The organism is Micromonospora sp. NPDC049151 (assembly GCF_040648395.1).
Taxonomy (GTDB): Bacteria; Actinomycetota; Actinomycetes; order Mycobacteriales; family Micromonosporaceae; genus Micromonospora.
Genome location: NZ_JBEZDP010000009.1, coordinates 52,709 through 72,403, shown reverse-complemented (window position 1 = coordinate 72,403; position 19,695 = coordinate 52,709). Strand labels below are relative to the sequence as shown.

General features: G+C 69.5%; 21 protein-coding genes and 1 tRNA gene. 8 read left to right on the top strand and 14 right to left on the bottom strand.

Annotation, left to right across the window (positions count from 1 at the left end; translation table 11 throughout):
* Positions 1–151 precede the first annotated feature (151 nt).
* The 5 genes from AB0B20_RS13055 to AB0B20_RS13035 all read left to right on the top strand — a co-directional run bounded on the left by AB0B20_RS13055 (position 152) and on the right by AB0B20_RS13035 (position 4,499).
* Positions 152–622 (top strand): MarR family transcriptional regulator, encoded by a 471-nt coding sequence (locus AB0B20_RS13055; protein ID WP_357390301.1) that lies wholly within the window; start codon positions 152–154, stop codon positions 620–622.
* Between the two features lie 62 nt (positions 623–684).
* Positions 685–3,249 carry a transketolase C-terminal domain-containing protein gene (locus AB0B20_RS13050; protein ID WP_357390299.1) on the top strand — a complete coding sequence of 855 codons (2,565 nt, stop codon included), beginning with the start codon at positions 685–687 and terminating at the stop codon, positions 3,247–3,249.
* A gap of 111 nt (positions 3,250–3,360) precedes the next feature.
* Positions 3,361–3,795 (top strand): DUF3052 domain-containing protein, encoded by a 435-nt coding sequence (locus AB0B20_RS13045; protein ID WP_013287823.1) that lies wholly within the window; start codon positions 3,361–3,363, stop codon positions 3,793–3,795.
* 81 nt (positions 3,796–3,876) lie between these two features.
* Positions 3,877–4,344, top strand: a complete 468-nt coding sequence (locus tag AB0B20_RS13040; RefSeq protein ID WP_128138072.1) for a peroxiredoxin — start codon at positions 3,877–3,879, stop codon at positions 4,342–4,344.
* 83 nt (positions 4,345–4,427) lie between these two features.
* A tRNA-Val gene (locus AB0B20_RS13035) sits at positions 4,428–4,499 on the top strand.
* Between the two features lie 77 nt (positions 4,500–4,576).
* Here AB0B20_RS13035 and AB0B20_RS13030 read toward each other — a convergent pair.
* From AB0B20_RS13030 to AB0B20_RS12970, 13 genes are all read right to left on the bottom strand, one after another.
* A complete protein-coding gene (locus tag AB0B20_RS13030) occupies positions 4,577–5,815 on the bottom strand; it encodes a site-specific integrase (protein ID WP_357470492.1) in 1,239 nt (412 codons plus the stop codon).
* Positions 5,815–5,982 carry a helix-turn-helix domain-containing protein gene (locus AB0B20_RS13025; protein WP_225853851.1) on the bottom strand — a complete coding sequence of 56 codons (168 nt, stop codon included), beginning with the start codon at positions 5,980–5,982 and terminating at the stop codon, positions 5,815–5,817. Before AB0B20_RS13025 ends, AB0B20_RS13030 begins: the two co-directional genes overlap by 1 nt.
* Positions 5,983–6,042: 60 nt before the next feature.
* Positions 6,043–7,830 (bottom strand): replication initiator, encoded by a 1,788-nt coding sequence (locus AB0B20_RS13020; protein WP_357470488.1) that lies wholly within the window; start codon positions 7,828–7,830, stop codon positions 6,043–6,045.
* Positions 7,830–8,093 carry a hypothetical protein gene (locus tag AB0B20_RS13015; protein ID WP_357470484.1) on the bottom strand — a complete coding sequence of 88 codons (264 nt, stop codon included), beginning with the start codon at positions 8,091–8,093 and terminating at the stop codon, positions 7,830–7,832. Before AB0B20_RS13015 ends, AB0B20_RS13020 begins: the two co-directional genes overlap by 1 nt.
* Entirely contained in the window at positions 8,090–8,845 is a 756-nt protein-coding gene (locus tag AB0B20_RS13010) for a hypothetical protein (RefSeq protein ID WP_357470480.1), read from the bottom strand. The genes AB0B20_RS13015 and AB0B20_RS13010 overlap by 4 nt, the downstream gene beginning before the upstream one ends.
* The gene (locus AB0B20_RS13005) at positions 8,832–9,128 is read right to left on the bottom strand and encodes a hypothetical protein (protein ID WP_357470476.1); all 297 of its coding nucleotides are present in this window, start codon (positions 9,126–9,128) and stop codon (positions 8,832–8,834) included. The genes AB0B20_RS13010 and AB0B20_RS13005 overlap by 14 nt, the downstream gene beginning before the upstream one ends.
* Complete coding sequence (locus AB0B20_RS13000) at positions 9,125–9,475, bottom strand: RRQRL motif-containing zinc-binding protein (protein ID WP_357470472.1); 351 nt, start codon at positions 9,473–9,475, stop codon at positions 9,125–9,127. Before AB0B20_RS13000 ends, AB0B20_RS13005 begins: the two co-directional genes overlap by 4 nt.
* Positions 9,472–9,771, bottom strand: coding sequence for a hypothetical protein (locus tag AB0B20_RS12995; protein ID WP_357470467.1), 300 nt, complete (start codon positions 9,769–9,771; stop codon positions 9,472–9,474). Before AB0B20_RS12995 ends, AB0B20_RS13000 begins: the two co-directional genes overlap by 4 nt.
* Positions 9,771–10,208, bottom strand: a complete 438-nt coding sequence (locus AB0B20_RS12990; protein ID WP_357470464.1) for a hypothetical protein — start codon at positions 10,206–10,208, stop codon at positions 9,771–9,773. The genes AB0B20_RS12995 and AB0B20_RS12990 overlap by 1 nt, the downstream gene beginning before the upstream one ends.
* Positions 10,209–10,292: 84 nt before the next feature.
* Positions 10,293–10,505, bottom strand: a complete 213-nt coding sequence (locus AB0B20_RS12985) for a hypothetical protein (protein ID WP_210883953.1) — start codon at positions 10,503–10,505, stop codon at positions 10,293–10,295.
* Positions 10,502–11,374, bottom strand: coding sequence for an FtsK/SpoIIIE domain-containing protein (locus AB0B20_RS12980; protein ID WP_252454779.1), 873 nt, complete (start codon positions 11,372–11,374; stop codon positions 10,502–10,504). The genes AB0B20_RS12985 and AB0B20_RS12980 overlap by 4 nt, the downstream gene beginning before the upstream one ends.
* A gap of 85 nt (positions 11,375–11,459) precedes the next feature.
* Positions 11,460–12,353, bottom strand: a complete 894-nt coding sequence (locus tag AB0B20_RS12975) for a hypothetical protein (RefSeq protein WP_357470461.1) — start codon at positions 12,351–12,353, stop codon at positions 11,460–11,462.
* A 295-nt stretch (positions 12,354–12,648) separates the two neighbouring features.
* Positions 12,649–12,966 (bottom strand): hypothetical protein, encoded by a 318-nt coding sequence (locus AB0B20_RS12970; protein ID WP_357470458.1) that lies wholly within the window; start codon positions 12,964–12,966, stop codon positions 12,649–12,651.
* Between the two features lie 169 nt (positions 12,967–13,135).
* Between AB0B20_RS12970 and AB0B20_RS12965 the strand changes: the two genes are divergently transcribed.
* Together AB0B20_RS12965 and AB0B20_RS12960 are read left to right on the top strand one after the other, a co-directional pair.
* On the top strand, positions 13,136–14,017 hold the full coding sequence (locus AB0B20_RS12965; protein ID WP_357470455.1) for an AAA family ATPase: 882 nt from the start codon (positions 13,136–13,138) through the stop codon (positions 14,015–14,017).
* On the top strand, positions 14,017–14,550 hold the full coding sequence (locus AB0B20_RS12960) for a kinase (protein WP_357470451.1): 534 nt from the start codon (positions 14,017–14,019) through the stop codon (positions 14,548–14,550). The genes AB0B20_RS12965 and AB0B20_RS12960 overlap by 1 nt, the downstream gene beginning before the upstream one ends.
* 574 nt (positions 14,551–15,124) lie before the next feature.
* Here the strand turns inward: AB0B20_RS12960 and AB0B20_RS12955 are convergent.
* Complete coding sequence (locus tag AB0B20_RS12955; protein ID WP_357470448.1) at positions 15,125–15,817, bottom strand: hypothetical protein; 693 nt, start codon at positions 15,815–15,817, stop codon at positions 15,125–15,127.
* A 392-nt stretch (positions 15,818–16,209) separates the two neighbouring features.
* Here AB0B20_RS12955 and AB0B20_RS12950 point away from each other — a divergent pair, with 392 nt between their 5' ends.
* Positions 16,210–19,368, top strand: a complete 3,159-nt coding sequence (locus AB0B20_RS12950; protein WP_357470445.1) for a type ISP restriction/modification enzyme — start codon at positions 16,210–16,212, stop codon at positions 19,366–19,368.
* Positions 19,369–19,695 lie beyond the last annotated feature (327 nt).

Genomic DNA, 19,695 nt, shown 5'->3' with positions numbered 1-19,695 from the left:
GGAAGCCTCACGGACGTCGATGGCCGCCAGGTGAAGGGCGGACGACCGGGCGGGAATTTCCGCCGAACAGCGCCTCATGATCGGCAATCGGTTGCATGAGGTGCCTCACCGTTCGGCTGATTGAAGATCGACTCGCCCATAACATGAACGGATGGCGCATTCCACCGTTCCCACCGTCCGCGACCGGGCCGAACTGGCCGGGGAGACGGTGCGCCGGATCCTGCACGTCGCCGCCGCGATGCGGCACCACCAGGACGAGGGGATCGCCGCGCTGGGACTGACCCCGGCCGCCGCCCGCGCGCTGCACGAACTCGACCCGGACCACCCGCTGCCCGCCCGTGACCTCGCCGAGCAGCTCGGCTGCGACAGGTCCAACGTCACCGGCCTGGCCGACAAGCTGGAGCGGGCCGGGCTCGTGGAACGCCGTACCGACCCGGCCGACCGGCGGCAGAAGGCGCTGGTGGTCACCCGGCGCGGCCGGGAGGTCCGTGAGCGGGTCGGTCAGGTCATGTCCGACCCCCGGCTGCTCGACGGCCTGAGCACCGCCGAGCTGGCCGCGCTGCGTGACCTGGTCTTCAAGGTCTCCGACGGCGGCTGCCCGGAGGACTGCGGCGAGGTCTGAGCCACGCCGGGCGGAACGTGTCCGACTGGGCGCGGCGGGCCGGAGTCGGTAATGCTGTCCGCGTGAGCACCCCGCAAGATCTCGACGACCGGCTCCGAGCCGCACTGGCCGCGCTCGGTGCGCCCGACCAGCGGCGCGACCTGGGCGAACCGCTGCCCGACGGCGGGCCGCTGACCGGCTCGCAGGCGCTGGCGCTGTTCGACGCGCAGTCGACCAGCCGGCTGCTCGACCTGGCCGGGCGGTGGCTGTCCGGCTTCGGTGAGGGGTACTTCACGATCCAGTCGGCCGGGCACGAGGGCGACGCCGCGGTGGCCGCCGCGCTGCGGCCGACCGACCCCGCGCTGCTGCACGCCCGCTCCGGCGCGTTCTACTGCCTGCGCGCCGCCCAGGCCGCCGGCGCCTTCCCCGCCACCCCGCCGCCCGCGTCGGGCGCCGCCCCGGGCACCTCACCCGGCGAGCCGATCCCTGCCGCGTCCACCCCGCCGGACCTGCCGCCCGCGACCGACTCCGACGCCGATCCCCACCCCGCTCCTGCTGTCCGAGACGACCGTTCCGCTCCCCGGGAACCAGGAAGATCTCGGAGCGAAGGTGCCCCGCTGGGGGCCGTCTCGTACCAGGATCTCGACGTCGACCCGGATGAGCGGGAGGCGGAGAGCCTTCCGGTGGGGGCCGGGGTGGTCGTGGACGCGGACGGGGACGCGACTGTCGGCGTACCCGATCTGCCGCAGCCCGCGCCCGACGACGCGTTCGCGGCGGCGGCGCGCGACGTGCTGCGCGGCATCGTCGCCTCCGCCGAGGAGCCGGCCGCCGGCGGGCGGGCGAAGGTGTTCGGCCGCGCGGACCTGGCGGTCGTGCCGACCACCTCGGCCGCCGGTTCGCACCTGCCGCGTGCCGTCGGCCTGGGACTGGCGCTGGAGCGGCTGCGCCGCGGCGCGCGACCTGCCGAGGGCGCGGCGGAGGCGGCGTCCTGGCCCGCCGACGCGGTGGTGGTCTGCTCCTTCGACGACGGCGCGATCAACCGGGCCACGGTCACCGCCGCGCTCAACACGACCGGCTGGTACGACCACACCGGCCTGCGCATCCCGGTGCTGTTCGTCTGCGCCGACGCCGGCGCCTCCACCGAGGGCTGGGTGGCCACCGCGTTGCGGTCCCGGCCCGGCATCCGGTACTTCGCCGCCGACTGCACGGACGTGGCCGCGACCTACCGGGTCGCGGCCGAGGCGGCGGACTGGGTACGCGAGCAGCGCCGTCCCGCCGTGCTGCACCTGAGCGCCGTCCGGCTGATGGAGCCGGATGACGGGGACGCGGACCGCGACCCGCTGCTGGCCACCGCGCGGCTGCTGGTGACCTCCGGGTACGCCAGTGGCGAGGAACTGCTGGCCCGGTACGACGAGCGGGGCTGGCAACTGCGCCGTGTCGCCGAGGAGGTGCTGGACGAGCCGAAGCTCGCGTCGCCGGTCGAGATCGTGCGGGAGCTCGCGCCGCGCCGGCCGGTCCGGGTGTCCCGGGAGGTCGCCGAGGCGGGTGCACGGGCGGCCGGGCCGGGTGCCGGAGCGCGGGCCGAGGCGTTCGGCGGCAAGCCGCCGGAGCTGACCGGCCGGCTGACGCTGGCGCAGAGCATCACCGCCGCGCTCGCCGACGGGATGCTTGACCATCCCGGGATGGCGGTGTTCGGCCACGAGGTGGCCTCCCGGGGCGGGACGCACGGGGTGACCGGGGGACTGCGGGACCGGTTCGGGGCGGCGCGGGTGTTCGACACGCTGCCCGACGAGACCTCGATCCTCGGGCTCGGGCTGGGCGCCGGCCTGGCCGGGCTGCTGCCGGTGCCCGAGATCCGCCACCTCGCGTCGCTGCACGGCGCCGAGGACCAGCTCCGCGGCGAGGCGGCCACCATGCGCTTCCTGTCCCGGGGCGCGTTCCGCAACCCGATGGTGGTGCGGGTGGCCGGCCTGGCGGCCCCGGACGGGCTCGGCGGGCACGACCGCACCGACAACTCGCTGGGGGCGCTGCGCGACGTACCGGGGCTCGTGGTGGCCGTGCCGGCCCGGCCGGACGACGCCGCGCCGATGCTGCGTACCTGCCTGGCGGCGGCCCGGGTGGACGGCAGCGTCTGCGTCTTCGTGGAGCCGGTCGCGCTCTACCACGTCCGTGACCTGCACACGGACGGTGACGAGGAGTGGACCGCCGAGTACGCCGAACCGGGCGCCTGGGGGGACCGCCACGTGCCGATCGGGCGGGCCCGCGTCTACGGGGTCGGCTCCGCCGAGGACCTCACCATCATCACCTTCGGTAACGGTGTGCGGATGTCGCTGCGTGCCGCCGCCACGCTGGCCGAGGAGGGCGTGGGCAGCCGGGTGGTGGACCTGCGCTGGCTGGCCCCGCTGCCGGTGGCCGACATCATCCGGGAGGCCTCGGCGACCGGCCGGGTGCTGGTGGTGGACGAGACGCGGCGGTCCGGCGGAGTGGGCGAGGGTGTGCTGTCCGCGCTGGTCGACACCGGGTACGTCGGTGCCGCGCGGCGCGTGGCCGGACTTGACTCGTTTGTACCATTAGGTCCGGCCGCCCGTCAGGTTCTGGTCTCAGCGGAAGCCATCACCGAGGGTGCCCGTACGCTGCTGGCACGGTAAATTCCGTTCCACCCGGTGCGCCACTTGCGCGGCGAGCCGCAACTGTGTGGACTGAGCCCGACGGTGTCACCCGACGCCACGAGCAGGGATGAGATGAGGAGGCACTCGACAGTGAGCGCGACCGCTGGCCAGGCCGACGGGGTACGCAGCCTGGCGGACCGGTTCGGTATCGAGCCGGGCATGGTCGTCATGGAGATGGGCTACGACGACGACGTAGACACCGATCTCCGGGACGCCCTGACCGACCGCTGTGGGGAACTCGTCGACGAGGACACCGACGAGGTTGTCGACGCGGTTCTGGTCTGGCACCGAGACGGCGACGGTGACCTGTTCGAGCTCCTCGTCGACGCCCTCGGGCCGCTCGCGGACAACGGCGTGGTGTGGCTCCTGACCCCGAAGGCCGGCCGCGACGGACACGTCGAGCCGAGCGAGGTCGCCGAGAGCGCGCAGACCGCCGGGTTGCAGCAGACCTCCACCATCAACGCCGGCCGCGACTGGAGCGGCGCCCGCCTCGTCATGCGGCGCGGGTCGAAGAGCAAGAAGTAGGGACGCGCCGCACACCCGGCGACCACGGTCGCCGGGTGTGGCAGGCTGATCATTTCCAGACCCGATCCCGAGGGAGCACGCATGCCCATCGAGGTTGGCGCCGAGGCGCCCGACTTCCTGCTCAAGGACCAGAACAACCAGGAGGTCCGGCTCTCCGACTTCCGCGGTCGCAAGACCGTGCTGCTGGTCTTCTACCCGCTCGCCTTCACCGGCATCTGCCAGGGTGAGCTGTGCGAGGTGCGGGACAACCTCAACGAGTACGTGAACGACGACGTCCAGGTGCTGACCGTCAGCGTCGACTCCGTTTACGCCCACAAGATCTGGGCCGACCGCGAGGGCTACCAGTTCCCGCTGCTGGCCGACTTCTGGCCGCACGGCGCGGTCGCGCAGGCGTACGGCGTCTTCAACGACGTCGCGGGCATCGCCAACCGGGGCACCTTCGTCATCGACAAGGCCGGCGTCGTCCGGTTCGCCGAGATGAACATGCCCGGCGAGGCGCGCGACCAGCAGGGCTGGCGCAAGGCGCTGGCCGAGGCCGTCGCCGCCTGAGTCCCACACCCCAGGCACGTCGTTGCGCGGGGCCGGAGGCGGGCAGGTAAGCTGGCCGCTCCGGCCCGCCGTACGGGCGTTCCGGGCGCGTAGCTCAGTGGGAGAGCACTCGCCTTACAAGCGAGGGGTCGCAGGTTCGAAACCTGCCGCGCCCACCCTTCACCACCAGCAAAAACCGCCCCGAGAAGATCGTTCCTCGGGGCGGTGACAGCAACGCTGACAGCAATAGGGTCTATGACAGCCGTCCATCGAGCTTGCCGAGCGCCTGACGCATCGCGTCGAGGTTGGCATGCGAGTAGACCTTCAGCGTGATCTTCACGTCGGCGTGCCGGGCGATGGCCTGGACGACGTGCGGCGGGACGCCCAACTCCATCAGCAGCGAGACGACGGTGTGCCGCAGGTCGTGCAGCCGGACCTCGGGGCAGCCGGCTTTCTCCCGGAGGCCGGCGAAGTGTCGGTTGAGGTTGCGCGGTTCCATCGGGGTACCGACCTCGGAGGGGAAGACCAGGCCGTGATCCTGCCAGACCTCGGCGAGGCGATCACGTTCCCGGCGCTGGCGCTCCTGGTGGTCGAGCAGCGCCAACCAGGTCCAGTCGGGCAGCGGGAGGATGCTGTCCGAGTCCTCGGTCTTGGTGTCCTGTAGGCGCAGCTCGCCGCCAGCACGTTGCACTGTCTGCCCGATGGTGGCGGTGCCGTTGTCGAGGTCAAGGTCCGACCAGCGGAGCCCGAGCAGTTCTCCCCGCCGCAGTCCGAGAGTCGCGGCCACCACGTACAGCGCGTGGAGCCGGTGTCCCTCCGTGGCGGCGAGGAGCTTTCGGACCTGCTCGACCGACAGGCCCTTGCCGACCCGGTAGCGAGGCGACGGTACGCGGACCAGCTTGGCGACGTTGCGCGACACCAACTCTTCCCGCATGGCGTGTTGCAGGGCGTTGCGCAGCACGGCATGCACGAATTGGATCTGCCGAGGGCTCGGGTAGCGCTGGCAGCAGCGGCCAACCGAGCAGCAGCGCCGATCCGGCCGACGACTGGTGTCGAGGCCAGCCGTGCAGCACAGGCACTTGCGGCGGAAGTCGTCCATGAATGCCTTGACGTGTTGGACTTGGAGGCCGTCGAGACGTTTGGTGCCCAGTGCCGGGATCAGGTGCAGTCGGACGGCGCTTTCGTAGCCGCGTGCGGTGGTGGGTTTGAGGTCGGTGACGTAGGCGGCGAGCCAGTAGGGCAGGTAGTCGGCGAGTTTCCAGGCCCGGTCGGGTACGGGTATGCCGCGCTGGGATCTCGACTTGAGTTCGACGAGTTTGGCGTGGGCTTCCTCCCAGGTGGCGCCGTAGACGAACTTGCGTTTGCGGGTGCCGTCGGTGGTGAGGACGTAGGCCTGTCCGACCCAGCGGCCGTCGCTGGCGCGTTGGTAGATGGAGCCTTCGCCGTTGGGGTTGCGGCGGGCGGGTTGGCGGGGCGTGGGTTGTCTGGGCATCAGGCGGCTTCCTCGGTGAGTGTGGTGATGACTTCGTCGATGGCGGCGGCGGGGATGAGGCGGCGGCTGCCGACCTTGAAGGAGCGCAGCCGTCCGGAGCGGATGAGGTCGTAGACGAGCGACCGGCCGATGCCGAGTGCTCGGGCGGCTTCCTCGACGCGCAGCACGCGAGGAGTGATCGGAGTCGGGGTGTCCAACGGGTGGCCTTCCTCGTGTGTCGGCGGTGGTCAGGCGGCAACCGGCGTGATGCCGGCCGGGGTGATGGCGCTGAGTTCGTGGGCGAGTTCTTCGCGGCCGGCGGTTCGTCGCTCGCGTGCCATAGCGGCGGCGGTGTTGGCGAGCAGCGCGTCACCTGAGGTGTGCCAGCCGACTCCGGCGAAGGTGAGGGTGCCGACGATGAGCGTGGTGTCCTCGTCGACCTGCTCGGCGGGCGGTCCGCTGGCGGTCGGGTGTTCGTGGTCCTGGTGCTCGTGGCGCCGGAATGCAACGCGGGTGTCCCGCAGGAGCCGGAAGGTGACGGAGTAGCGGCGGGCTTTGGTGAGGAAGTGGCCGCCGTAGCCGAGCATGTGCGCCCACCGCCGCAGCCGGGCGTACGGGGTGGCCGTTGCTGTTTTCGCCGGTTCGGTGTCAAGGGCGGCTTGACGCGCGGCGACGCAGACGGGGCAGGCCGGGTATCGGGTGTGGGTGCCGCAGTCGGGGCATTCCCAGCGGGCGACGAAGCCGGGCCGTGGCCGGGGTTCCCGGGGCCGGTCGGCTAGTGGGGCCGGGGTGTGGACGGGTCGGCCGATGCGCCAGCAGGCGTCGATGAGGCGGGCGGTGTGGTCGCCGTCGGGGTCGGCGTAGTCCCCGATGCTCTCGGCGGTCAGTCGGGTGGAGGTGTGCCCGGTGGCCTCGGTGCTCTTGGTGGCGTACTTGGCAAGGTAGCCCGCCACCATCCCATCGGTGACCTCCCCCGAGCCGTCGGTGACGATCGGTTCCAAGTCGACCTGCTCGCCCCAGGCGATCGACCATCCTTCGGGCCGGTCGGGGTGCGGCGGGGTGTGGAAGGCGATCTGCCGGGCGGCGTGCCGGAGCGCGTCGACGAGGTCGTCGACGGTGAAACCGGCCGGCGGGGGCACGACCGCTTCCAGGTCGGTGGGGTCGACGCCGTCGAGGCGGGCGATGGCGTGGAAATGCACCGCTCCCCGCGCTTGCAGTTCGGCGACCTTCCCGGGCGACAGCCGCACCGGAGAGATTTTGCGGGTCTTGCCGGAGGCGGTGACCACCTGGACCCGGGGGACGCCGCGGCGTTGGGCGAGTTTCGCCAGCCAGCGTTCCGCGGCTTGTTTCGTGCGGTGCCAGAGTTCGCCGGCGAAGATGTTCCAGACGACCTGGTGGTCGTGGTCGTAGCAGTCCAGGCACAACGGATGCCCGAGCACCGCGTCACCCTGCTCGTGCCTAGCCCAGCAGACGGCGGGTCGGCCGTGTGCGCACTGGCCGGCGTCGCGGCGGGCGTGGCAGGGTTCGGCGCGGCAGTCGCAGCGGCGTCGGTTGCGGCAGGTGTGCCGCTTCACCTTCCGGGCGTGGACGGTGCCGAACGACGGCGCGGTGAAGGTGGCGAACACCGCCGGATGCGATGCCACCGATTCCGGGACGCCTTTGCCGCCGACCAGGCCGGCGCGCAGGAGTTGGAAGGCGTCGCGTTGGTAGGTCTGCGCGCAGGCGGGGCAGACGGTGGCGCGGCGGTTGCCGCAGGCGGTGTAGATGGCGGCGTCGGGCATGCCGTCGGTGTACCGGGCGTCCAGGACACGGCCGGTGGCCTGTTCGACGGTGAGGATCTGACCGGACAGGCGGACTGGGCGGGTGCAGCCGGCGGCGGCGCGAACGTGTTCGAGCCAGCCGAAGTAGTCGGGTCGGGTGGCGCGTTGAAAGGCAGACCCGGCGGCGGTGTAGGCGTAGACGGGGGTAGTGGTGTCGGCGTTCGAGCCCACCCCCCGGGCCGAGGCTCGGGGGGTGAGGTCCAGCGTCGACGCCATCAGGCGGCCACCTCGGGCCGGTTGGTGATGGAGTGCTGCGTGACGATGATCCGGCAGGCGCCGCACTGGCGGGCGGCCGGTTCGTGCCGGTGGCACGCGATGGTGGCGGTCGTCTGGCCGCAGCGGATGGTGACCGGGGTCCGGCAGGGACCGCCGGGGATGACGTGGATGACCGTGCGTCGGGTGTCGTAGGGGTGCGGCTCGTCCGGGTGGGCCGGGCAGGTGTGGGTGACCTGCTCGATGTCGACGACGTGAATGGTCATCGGGCACCACCGGTCACGGGGGTGCCATTGACGGGCGGGGTGTGTCCGCCAAGGGTGTGCAGCAGTTCCCGGGCGATGTCCGGGGTGACCGTGAGCAGTCCGGCGAGTTCGTCGATGGTGATGGGGCGGCCGGTGCTCTGTTCGTGGCGGCCGATGACGAAGCGGGCGGTGGGGATGAGGTGCGCGGGCACCTCGGGTCGGGTGATCGGCACCGGGTTGACGGGTGCCTCGACGACGGCCGGGACTGCCGGCGGGGTGTCGACGGCTGGCTGGGTGTCGACGGTCGGCGGCTCGTCGACGAGCTGGTCAGCAGCGTCGTTGGTGTCGGTGTCGTCGGTGGTGGTTCTGACGGGGGCGAGGACGAGTTTGACCAGGGCCATGAAGGCCAGAGCGGGGACGGCGGACAGGAGCCAGCCGGAGGGGCCAACTTGGCCGACGGCGACGCCGAGCTGCGCGGCGAGGGAGAAGCCGGCGAAGGCGATCAGGAGGACCAGGGGATAGCCGATCGGGCCGCCGTGGCGCTTACGACGGCGGATGACGAGCAGGCAGGCCACGGGAACGAGTTCGGAGATGACGGCGTTGGCCCAGCCGAACCAGCCGGAAGTGCCTTCCGGGCTGTTGGCCATGGTCCAGTCGTGGACGTGGGTGAAGGAAGCCGCCCCAGCGGCGAGGCCGACGAAGATGACGATGAGGACCAGGACGCCGCCTTCCAGGCGGGCAGGCCAGGCAGCGGGCGGGTTAGTGGTGGGCATGGGGGGTCACCTCCGGTGCCGGGATGCTGTCGAGGGGGATGAGGTCGACCACGCCGGAGCAGTGGGCGCACATGATCGGGGCCAGGCTCTGGGCGGCGAGCTGGTTGCGGAAACAGGGCAGGCAGGTGAAGTCGGCGGGGAAGAGGCCGTCGCCTTCGCAGAGGGCGCAGCGGCCGAGGCAGACGGGGCAGGGCGTGTAGACCGGGCCGAGGATGTCGTGGACGCCAGCGGGCGAGTTGCCCTCGATGCACCACAGGCACGGGTCAGACAGGTTGAAGGTCATCGGTCGCCTCCGTGGCAGTCGAGGCAGCAGCCGTAACGGCGGGGGATGTAGTAGGGCTTGACCGCGTCGCAGACGCGGCAGGTGCGGCGAGCCCGCAGGGCTTTGGCGATAGCGGCCCGCTGGGCCGGGGTCGCGACCCGTTTGGGCGCGGCGAGGTCGAGGCGGTAGAGATACGCGACGCGCTTACCGCGACGCCACAGGATTTGCGCGACGGCGTGATGTCCGCCGGGACGGAGTCCGGCGGCGCGGAGCTGGCGGCGGGTGGCCAGGCCGTCGGGGGCCAGCCGGTACGGGTAGGTGGGGAATTCGTCGGCGGGGTTGGCCGGGTCGTAGGTGTAGGTGGTCATGACTGGCCTCCCCAGCGCTGCTGGGCGGCCTGCTTGGAGATGCCGAGCCGGGTGCCGATTTCGGCCCAGGAGTAGCCGAAGGCCCGCAGTCCGACGACGGCTTCCCCGATGGCGTCGTCGAGGTTGGCCGACAGTGCGACGAGGTCGCGGAGGGCTTCCACGTCACCGGCGGCGACGCGGCGGCCGTGGGCGCGGATGATGCGCCGGGCGAACGCTGCGAACGCGTCGTTCTCGACGACTTCACGCCGCTTGCGGCGGGAGGGGGTGCGCGTCAAGGACGCCTTGACGGTGAACATCAGTTCTCGCCTCCCCGGTTGTGGAGGCGGTCCCACTCGTCGCCAGCCGCGTCGAGGGCGGTGATGACCTGCTCGGCGGTGCGGGCGGGGTCGTCGTTCCAGGAGTAGGGAGAGGTGTGCTCGTCGAGCAGGTAGCCGTCTTCATCGATGTGGAAGACCGGGGCGTGGTCGTCGAGGTAGTCGACGAACGCGGCCATGGCCGCGAGGTAGTCGGCGAGCGCGCTCGGGTCGAGCTGGGCGAAGTGCTCGACGCGGTGTCCGGCGGTGGCGATGCCGATGGCCCCGGCGGCGCAGGCCGGCGGGGTGAGGGTGTCGGTGGTGGGGGCGTAGTAGGTGCCCTGGTGCCAGCCGTGCCGGCGCAGGTAGAGGGCAGCGCAGCGGAGCAGGTCAGCGGGTGTGACCTGGACTCCGGTGGCAGGGTTTTGGGTAGCCTTCATGGCAGCCACGTCCTTTCGGGGCTGTTGGTGGAGGTCGGCAGGACCAGCACTGCTGCCAGGCGATGTCCTGGTCCTGTCGGCCGCTTATCGGGTGGTGCGCAGCCGCAGGTAGCGGCGCTGTCGGGTGTCGTCGCCGCCCATCGATCGCGGGGCGGACAGGTAGACGAGTCGGCCGCTGGCCGAGGCGACCTGGACCATGGCGGCGATGTCCTCGGGACGGCCGACGATCCACAGTTCCGTGTACTGCGCGGCCCGCTGGCTGTTGGCCTTGGCGTAGGTGCGTTCCCGGGTGGTCATGCCGCCACCCCGAAGTCGACGCGGGTGAGGTCCGGAACCTGGTCCGGTAACCGGCGGGGACGGCGGATCCAAGCGGCGTAGTCCGCGATGCCCGCGATCTGGTCATCGGTCAGATAGGCGACCTTGATGCGGCGCGGGACGCCGCCTTCGGCGATGAGGTAGGCCGCGCCCTGGTTGGTGGGGGCGATGTCGGTGGCCGTGTAGCCCTGCTCGGCCCAGCCGTGGCCGAGAACGATGTTCGAGCTGTTCGGGGTGGTGCAGCGGAACGCGGCCCGGTAGCCGAACAGGTCCCGCAGCGAGGTGGGGATGATGTCGAACGACGGCCGCTGCGTCGCGGCCACGACCGGGATACCGGCGGCCCGGCCCCGGGCGACCAGGTCACGCAGGAGAGCCACGAACTCTTCCTGCTCCTGCTTGCTGCCGACGGTGGCGGAGTAGAAAGCGATCTCGTCGACCAGGACGGTGATGACCGACAGGCCGTCGTCGGCGGTCACCTTGCGGCGCCCGTGGGCGCGCAGCCAGGCGTAGCGGTTGTTCATCACCAGTTGCAGCCGCTTGAGGACGGTCAGGGCCTCGGTGATGTCCGGGCCGATGAAGGCATCAGCGGAGTCTTCCCACTGGCCCAGCTCGACGAGCTTGCCGTCGAGCAGCACGAGCCGGGAGTCGACACTGAGCGCGGCGTGGGCCGCGATGCAGTTGAGCAGCCCGGACTTACCGCCGCCGGGCTCACCACCGGCGAGAAGGTTGCGGTAGGCGAGGGTGATGTAGACGGGCTGGCCGAACTCGTCGATCCCGATGAAGATCGGGTCGAACATCGACAGGCCAGGACCCACCGGCACCGCAGCAGCGGGGGCGGGAATCGCGGTCATCGGTGCCCTCCTTGGGCGGTTGGTGGACGCGAGGAACCACACGAACGAGCCCGCAGGGCTCCTCGCGTCCCAGGTGAAATGGGGGTTAGATCCAGTCGGAAACGTCGTCCTCGGGCGTCGAGGACGAGGCCGCGGGCTTGCTGCCGTTGGCCGTCGTGGTGGGGGCCGGCTTCTTGCCGGCGGGTTTGCCCTGTGCCGGGAGGGTGATCGTCGGGACGTCGACGTCCGGCAGGTCCAGGGCGGTCGGCACCGTCAGCGGTGCCTGCTCGACCGTCGGGGCGTCCGGGTCGATCACGTCGACCAGCGGCGAACCCACAGTGGCGGTCAGCACCTCACGGCGCTTGATGTCGAACCGCAGATACGCGGCGGTCCGCTCCGAGGCGCGCTCGATGAGCACGGTGGAGGCGTGACAGGTCACGGCGATCTTGTCGAGGCGGCCTTCCAGGTCTTTGGCCGACAGGCCCGGGCGCAGGTACACCCAGACCCGCTCACCGACCGGTGTGGGACGAGCCCACAGGATCAGCGGCAGCGAACCGGACTGGTTGGCGATGATGAACTGCGAGAAACACACCCGCAGCCGATGCCTCACCACGAGACACCACGCCCAGGCGATCACCTGGCGACGGCAGACCGGCACGGCGGCCGGGACACCGACGACCAGGGCGACCACGAGCAGCGTCACCACGGCCGGGGTGTGGTCGGCGAGCTGCACCCAGAAGGTGAGCACGGCGACCGCGAGCACGATCTCGATCGCCCACCACCACAGCAGCCGCAGCACCGGCCAGATCCGGACCAGCACCCACGCGATGCCACCGACCGGCACGCCGACGAGCGCGCCGAGGACCAGAGCCAGGATCGGGTGCATGTACGACGCGGCCACCACAGCCGACAGAAGACCGACGATGACCGCCGACAGAACGAACGCCAGCCGGGCGTTACGGGCCGAGGAACGGTGAACCCTGGCCTCAATGACCGTCACCGTTCCGGTTGACTTCCCGCCGAAGGAACGGCGAGGGCTAGACTTGGACACGACGAGTCCTCCCAAGTGCCAGTTGGGATCGGATGAGTTGACGGCACCGGGGTCGGCAGATGTAGGAGTCAGTACCGACCCCGGGCCAATTTCCTTGTTGTCGCCACCGCCGGTGACGACCAGGCCGGGAGATGCAGGAGTCAGGAACACTCCCGGACCGCATCAGAGGTTGGGTCAGCGACCCGTCAGGCCGCTTCAGCGAGCCACGGACACCAGCGGCTCACACAGCACGACGTGCGAAGGACTACTTGCCCGAAGACGCCGTCTTCGGCTTCAGCGACACCGCCCGGAACGCGACACCGTTACGCCCGTTCGTCGCCCACGGAATGGCCTCCAACTGCTCGACCTCGACGAAGTCGCCCACCTTCACGTCCGGCTTCTCACCCGCCGTGGTGATGGTGATGACCTCGCCGCCCGTCTCGTCGAGAACGAAGACCTGCGTGGACCACATGAGCCGGCCCGTGTTCTTCTCGGACTTCTGATTGCCGTTCTGGTCTTGCTTCGGCTCCGGGTCCTTCGACGCCGTCACCTGCTTGCGCGTGGTGTCCACGTACAGCTTCACAACAGACCTCCCGTAGTTGAGCGCATCCCCTGTGGACGACTGCTCGATGCACCGAAGCTAACAGTTGGTTGGCAAGCAAAGCAACTGTTAGGTCATCACTATCTGAAACGGCGACTTGACCTGCGGTTACAGGGGAAGCCAGATGTTAGGTCGCTGGTAGGCTCTGGTAGTGGACGCTTCTACCGAGAAGCCGGACCCGGCTTCGTCACGCCCTCGGCAGGTCCGGGGCGAGTCCGTACACCAGCAGATCGCCCGGCACATCCGGAACGAGATCGCCGCTGGCATCAGACGGGATGGCGATGTCCTGCCATCTAGCCGCGAGCTGGCGGCCGAGTGGAACACGAGCGCCTTCACCGTCACCTCAGCCATGAAGCTGCTGGAAGCAGAAGGCGTCATTGAGAGCAAGTCCCGGTCCAAGAGGGTTGTGCGCGCACCCAACCAGGAGCGACGGGGGCCGGTTCGCCTGCCGAAGCCGCGCGTGGTGCTCATCGGCGGGTACGCCGGCAGCGGCAAGACCGAGTTGGGCCGAATGCTTGCTCGTGCCACCGGCTGGCCCATGCTCGACAAGGACACCCTGACCCGGCCAATCGTTGAAGCCGCGTTGGAGATTCTGGGCCAGTCACCGCATGACCGAGAGTCGGAGACTTACCTGAAGCTCGTCCGGCCCCGCGAGTACGAAGCCCTGAGTGCTGCGGCGGAAGAGAACGTGCAGTGCGGCAACAGCGTCATCGTGACTGCGCCCTTCCTTGCCGAGTTTCAGAACCCGCAGTGGCTAGACCGGACGCGCGCACGCTTCGCCAGCATGGACGCCTCACTGAGCGTGGTTTGGGTTTACTGCGACGCGGACACGATGAACCTCTACCTGCGGAGACGGGGAGCTGCACGCGATGCCGCAAAGCTCGCTGACTGGGCGGGCTACCTCAGCCGCATCGACACAGGTTTCCGGCCGCCAGTCGATCACACGGTCATCAACAACTGTGTGTCTGCGAAGCCCTTACAGGAACAGGCGGAAACCTTGGTTAAGTCCTTGATGGGGTTGGAGCTCGACTGATGCACGGCGTGATCCTCTATGGTCCGCCAGCATCAGGGAAGGACACGATCACAGCGGCCTTGCACCGACTCGACGCCCACTACCAACAGTTCGAACGCCTGAAGGTTGGACCTGGGCGCACCGATGGCTACCGCATGACCACCGAAGCCGAGCTGACCGCACTTCGGGCATCAGGTGATGTGGTCTGGGAGAACCGGCGGTATGGGTCGGTGTATGTGGTCGACAGGCCCGGCCTTCGTCAGCAGCTCGACGACGCCGTCCCCGTCGTGCATCTCGGCCAGGTCGAGGCGATCGACGCTGTACGGCAAGCCTTCCCCGATGTGCGTTGGACCGTTGTGGCTCTCATCTGCCCCCGAGACGTGGCCGAACAGCGAATAGTTCGGCGAGGGACCGGCGACACCTGGGAGCGGCTCAGAGCATGGGACGAGACCGCGCCTACGTCGACTGCCGACATCACCATCGACACGTCGCAGGCAAAGCCGGACGAGGCAGCACTGCTCGTTGACCAGGCAGCGCGATCTGCGGCGCGGTAGAGGGCATGGCCGGCCGGCCGCCGGCGAAGTGGTTCAAAGTTTCTGTACGTCTTCAAGGCGGCCCTGAACGGGCCGCACGCGCCGCCGCCTGGGCGCGCGTCCGTCGCTCCGCTGGCGCTCCGACTCCGGCCACGCAACACGCCCGGCGGCTGGCGCGGAAGCGGGGAGCCCAAGGGGCCGCCGCAGAACGACAGCACGGTTGACCGGGTGGTGGCGAGCCGGCAGCCGGCCGGGCCGCGCGGCCAAGAGCCCGCGCGGCGTAGGGGAGGGCACGCCGACCGCGTCGGCGAGCTGGCGGTGGTCGTGGGGTTGCGGTTACTGCGCCTCCGGCGGGGGCGCTCGGGCTCCGAGATGGTTGCAACCCCGTCGGCGGGTTGCGGTCCGTGGGTGGTTGCGCGGGCCATCCCGCCTGCCCTCGACCCGGGCAAGCCGAGCAGACCACCGCCCGACCCGCCAGCGTCCGACCGTGCGTCAAGGACGTCTTGACGTGGCGGGCCGGGCGGAGGCCCGCTCCCCAGGAGGGCGGGTCGACGGCAGACGGGATGGCAACACCGCTCGGGGCTGCTGCCGCCGGCTAAAGCAGGGTGGGTGCGTCGTTGTACATGGGGCTGTTCTCGTGGGCGGCGCAGCGCCCGCCGCCGGTTGCATTGCCGCAGCGTTGGCCGTTCTTCTTGCGGGCACCGCATTGCACGGCGGGGTCGTGAAGGTGGCAGAGACCCGACGGGCGGGGACCGATCGGGCAGGGCTGCCCCTTGCGGGTAGTCGCCCGGCATCGGGCCGGCACCGTCGCCGATTGCACTTCAGGGGCCGCAGCCGCAATCGAAGCGGCGCGGGAGTAGAGAAGACGGCCGGCGACACGGCGGCGGGTGGTAGGGATATCGACCAGGGCGACCGGGTGCGGCACGATCCATGTCCGGGGGCTGCCCCAGCGAACCCATACTGCGACGACTCCGGCATCGGCTTCACAGAGCAGCTTGCGGGAAGACCATTGCTTGTCGCTCCGGTCGATCTCGATGGCAATAGGTGGCCCATCGAGCCGCTCACAGACGACGTCCAGGTAGCCGGGCCGATCCGGATGAGCACCGGGCAGGCCAGCGATGCTGGGAACCTCGCGCCGAACCCGCCAACCGTGGGCGGCGCCCCAATCCACCACTCCCTGCGTCAATGCAGCGGTGACCCGGGGTGCCGACCAGTCAGCGAAGGTGAGAGGCGCGAGCCACCTGCTCAGGGACTCGGCCGCACGCGACGAGCGAAGCGCCAGATCCATAGACAGAGACTAACTTCGCCCGGTGACATTCCCGCTACTGCTTGACATGTAAGCGCGAGCGGGTGGCCCAGGCCCAAGGACGCGATCGGGCATATGCGGGATAGCGGCGTTGCTCAGACGAAGCTACAGGCGGTGACGGGCATTCATGTCTCAGGTAGCTTGTCCACATCGCTCTGTCCGAACGGGATGGAGACGCCATTAACCTGCCAGCGGGGGTACGGGTGTCTGGGCCGGCGCATTGGTTAGACAAGGCTATCCGGCATTTTGGGGCATCCTGCGCCTCTAAACTGGCTGGTCCAGGCGAGCGTGAGGCCGCGATCCGCAGCCCGATCGAACAGCTTCTCGGAGCAGCGGGCAACCAGCTGGGCGTGAGAGCCGTCTTTCACGATGAGGTGCGCGACACCGAACGCCAGGTCCGGCCGGACTACGGCGTCAGCGTCGGCGGCGCGATCACCGGATACGTGGAGATCAAGGCACCTGGCAAGAGCATCGATCCGACCGGACTGCGCGGTCACGATCGGGTGCAGTGGGAGCGCCAACGCGACCTGCCGAATCTGCTCTACACCAACGGCACGGAGTGGCGGCTCTACCGCGATAGGGAGCTGGTCGACGCGCCGGTACGGTTCACCGGCGACCTCGACAGCGGCAGTGTCATCGCCCCACCAGCGTTCGAGAAGCTGCTCACGGAGTTCCTGAAGTGGCGGCCTGCACCGATCACGAGTGTCGGCGCGCTGGTGCGCGCTGTCGCTCCGCTAACACGGCTACTGCGTGGAGAGGTCCTGGACCAGCTCGCCGCCGAGCGGAAGGCGGTCCGCGGGGGAAAGGAGCGGGAGGTTCAGCCGTTCCTGGGACTGGCGCAGGACTGGCGACGGATGCTGTTCCCGCAGGCCGATGACGAGACCTTCGCCGACGGGTACGCGCAGACGGTGACGTTCGCGCTGCTGCTGGCCCGTACCAACTCGATCACCGTCACAGGGCAATCACTGCACACCATTGGCGACAAGCTCCGTGCCGAGCACTCGCTGATGGGCCGAGCGTTGCAGCTCCTCACCGATGACCTCGTTGCCAACTTCAAGGTCACCCTCGACCTGCTCGCCCGGGTCGTTGATGCCGTCAACTGGCCCAGGGTGCGAAGGGGTCAGCGGGACACCTACCTACACCTGTACGAGCATTTCCTGGACGAGTACGACCCTGACCTGCGGAAGGCGTCGGGGTCGTACTACACCCCAGTCGAGCTGGTCGAGCAGATGGTCCGGCTGACCGAGACCGTCCTCGTCTCCCGGCTGGACAAGCGGCGGGGCTTCGCCGATCCTGACGTGCTCACCGTCGACCCGGCGATGGGTACCGGCACCTATCTACAAACCATTCTTGAGCGGATCGCCAAGGTCGCCGAAGCCCACGACGGGCCGGGGGCAGTCGCCGGCGCAGTTAGCCTGGCTGCCGAGCGAGTAGTCGGCTTCGAGCTTCAGATGGGTCCGTACGCGGTGGCCGAGCTGCGCGCCGCGGACCTGCTCGCATCCCACAAGGCGTCCGCTCCGCCCGGGGGGATGAAACTCTTCGTTACCAACACACTGGACGACCCCCACGCCAGCGACGTTCAGCTCGGTTCAGGAATGCAGCTCATCGCCCGCTCCCGTCGCAAGGCCAACGAGATCAAGGCGCGCGCCAACGTCACCGTGGTCATCGGCAACCCTCCGTACGCGGAACTTGCCAATGGCGAGGGCGGTTGGGTGGAAAACGGCACGACCGGCCTCGATAGCAAGCGTCGCGCTTCCGCGCCCCTAGAGGATTGGTACGCCCCGGGAACCGGACGGTTCAAGGCGAAGCTGAAGAACCTATACGTCTACTTCTGGCGCTGGGCCACTTGGAAGGTGTGGGAGTCGACCCGTGACCAGGTCGACGGCGACGCCGGAGTGATCTGCTTCGTCACCACCTCCGGATACCTGTCCGGTCCGGCCTTCACTGGCATGCGCGAATACCTGCGCCGCTACGCCTCCGAGGGCTGGATTATCGACCTCACGCCCGAGGGCCAGACCCCAGACATCCCAACCCGCATCTTCCCCGGCGTCCGGCAACCGCTCGCTATCGGCATCTTTGTCCGAACCGCCGATGCCACCCGCGACAAACCCGCACTGATCCATTACCGCAGCCTGACGGGCCGCCGAGAAGACAAACTAGCCGCACTGGCGGAGGTGCAGCTCGACGATAACGGCTGGCGAGACTGCCGAACCGAGTGGCAGGCCCCGCTCACCCCGGCCGCCACGAGTAGCTGGGACACCTATCCCGCTCTTGACGACCTGATGCCGTGGTACTCCCCGGGACTGTTTCCAACCCGCACATGGGTCTACGCGCCCAGCCCAGACGTGCTGAGGCGACGGTGGGCGATGCTGGTCAGTGAGACGGACCGGGAGCGGAAGGCCGAACTATTCAAGGAAGGCCGTGACGCCAACCTCGTGAAGGTGAAGCCTCGTCTTCCCGGCGACGATACGCACCCGAACCCCAGCATCCCGGTGATTAGCGAAGTCGAACCGACCGCAGCCCTCGTGCAGATCGGCTACCGGGCCTTCGACCGGCAATGGGTACTTGCCGATCCCCGCCTTATGGACATGCCTCGCCGCGACCTCTGGTCGGCTCGGATGCCCGGTCAGGTCTTCGCGGTCGAGCAGCATCGCAAGACCATCCAGTCTGGCCCAGCGCTCGTATTCACCTCGCTGATGCCGGACTTCGACCACTTCAAAGGGTCGGAGGGCGGTCGGACTTTGCCCCGCCTGCACCCAGGTGGCAACCCGAATCTCGCCCCTGGCCTTCTGCCGGCGCTCGCCGAAAGGCTCGATGTCAAGGTCACCGCCGCTGACGTTCTCGCCTACATCGCCGGCATCACGGCTCATCCAGCATTCACCGCCACCTTCGCCGACGAGCTGACTACGCCCGGCGTCCGTGTGCCTCTCACCACTGATCCTGCGCTCTGGCGCGCTGCCGTCGAGCTCGGTCGTCAAGTTCTCTGGCTGCACACCTACGGTGAAGCGTTCACCGGCCCAGAGCGGCCGGCCGGCTCGGTTCGGTACCCCGCTGGCGATGCGCGGCAGCCGCTGTCGCTGGCACCGGTCACGGCAGTACCTGACACGATCGGCTATGACCCACAGCGCCGGGTCATCGCTGTCGGCGAGGGCGAGTTCGGGCCGGTCGGGGCCGACGTGTGGGGCTACGCCGTAGGCGGCCGAAACATCATCAAATCCTGGTTCAACTACCGCAAGAGGGAACCGGGTGGGCGGCGTGGGTCCCCACTCGACGACGTGCACGTCGACGCCTGGGAGCCGAGCTGGACCGGCGAGTTCATCGACCTACTCACCGTTTTGACCCGGCTCGTCAAGCTGGAAGCCACCCAAGCTGAACTCCTCGCCGCAGTCCTGGCCGGCGACGTCATCAACCGGGAACAGTTGGCCGCTACCGGCGTCCGTTGGCCCGCCGCCCCGGCAGACCGCAAACCGGTGTTCAGTCTCAGCGGCAATCAACACGAGGCAGCGGGCGATGGCGTCGCAAGGTTGCTGTAACCGAGACGCCGCCCAGGCAGATTGGGCCGTGACGACAGCAACGGTGACAGCAACGGGTCCGAACGAGGAGGGCCGGTAGCCGCCTGACACGGACAGCCGCCCGAGGTCGCGGACGTGGACGAACCCCGGCGGACACAGCGCCCAGAACTTACAAGCGAGGGGTCGCAGGTTCGAAACCTGCCGCGCCCACCCTTCACCACCAGCAGCATCCTGGACGGCCCGATACCGCTGTTCCATCACGCTCATCTCCACCAACACTCGGCGGAGTGTCACCCAGGTTCTGATACCGATGTGTCAGGCAGGTTCCGAGACCGGACAAGCCGGCTG

What these genes read in the sequence shown, in the direction of transcription:
- AB0B20_RS12960 (WP_357470451.1), top strand. Translation starts at nt 14,017, where the DNA reads ATGCACGGCGTGATCCTCTATGGTCCGCCAGCATCAGGGAAGGACACG.
- AB0B20_RS12995 (WP_357470467.1), bottom strand. Translation starts at nt 9,771, where the DNA reads ATGTTCACCGTCAAGGCGTCCTTGACGCGCACCCCCTCCCGCCGCAAG.
- AB0B20_RS13030 (WP_357470492.1), bottom strand. Translation starts at nt 5,815, where the DNA reads ATGCCCAGACAACCCACGCCCCGCCAACCCGCCCGCCGCAACCCCAAC.
- AB0B20_RS13020 (WP_357470488.1), bottom strand. Translation starts at nt 7,830, where the DNA reads ATGGCGTCGACGCTGGACCTCACCCCCCGAGCCTCGGCCCGGGGGGTG.
- AB0B20_RS13000 (WP_357470472.1), bottom strand. Translation starts at nt 9,475, where the DNA reads ATGACCACCTACACCTACGACCCGGCCAACCCCGCCGACGAATTCCCC.
- AB0B20_RS12985 (WP_210883953.1), bottom strand. Translation starts at nt 10,505, where the DNA reads ATGACCACCCGGGAACGCACCTACGCCAAGGCCAACAGCCAGCGGGCC.
- AB0B20_RS12990 (WP_357470464.1), bottom strand. Translation starts at nt 10,208, where the DNA reads ATGAAGGCTACCCAAAACCCTGCCACCGGAGTCCAGGTCACACCCGCT.
- AB0B20_RS13055 (WP_357390301.1), top strand. Translation starts at nt 152, where the DNA reads ATGGCGCATTCCACCGTTCCCACCGTCCGCGACCGGGCCGAACTGGCC.
- AB0B20_RS12980 (WP_252454779.1), bottom strand. Translation starts at nt 11,374, where the DNA reads ATGACCGCGATTCCCGCCCCCGCTGCTGCGGTGCCGGTGGGTCCTGGC.
- AB0B20_RS13005 (WP_357470476.1), bottom strand. Translation starts at nt 9,128, where the DNA reads ATGACCTTCAACCTGTCTGACCCGTGCCTGTGGTGCATCGAGGGCAAC.
- AB0B20_RS12955 (WP_357470448.1), bottom strand. Translation starts at nt 15,817, where the DNA reads ATGGATCTGGCGCTTCGCTCGTCGCGTGCGGCCGAGTCCCTGAGCAGG.
- AB0B20_RS13010 (WP_357470480.1), bottom strand. Translation starts at nt 8,845, where the DNA reads ATGCCCACCACTAACCCGCCCGCTGCCTGGCCTGCCCGCCTGGAAGGC.
- AB0B20_RS13040 (WP_128138072.1), top strand. Translation starts at nt 3,877, where the DNA reads ATGCCCATCGAGGTTGGCGCCGAGGCGCCCGACTTCCTGCTCAAGGAC.
- AB0B20_RS13015 (WP_357470484.1), bottom strand. Translation starts at nt 8,093, where the DNA reads ATGACCATTCACGTCGTCGACATCGAGCAGGTCACCCACACCTGCCCG.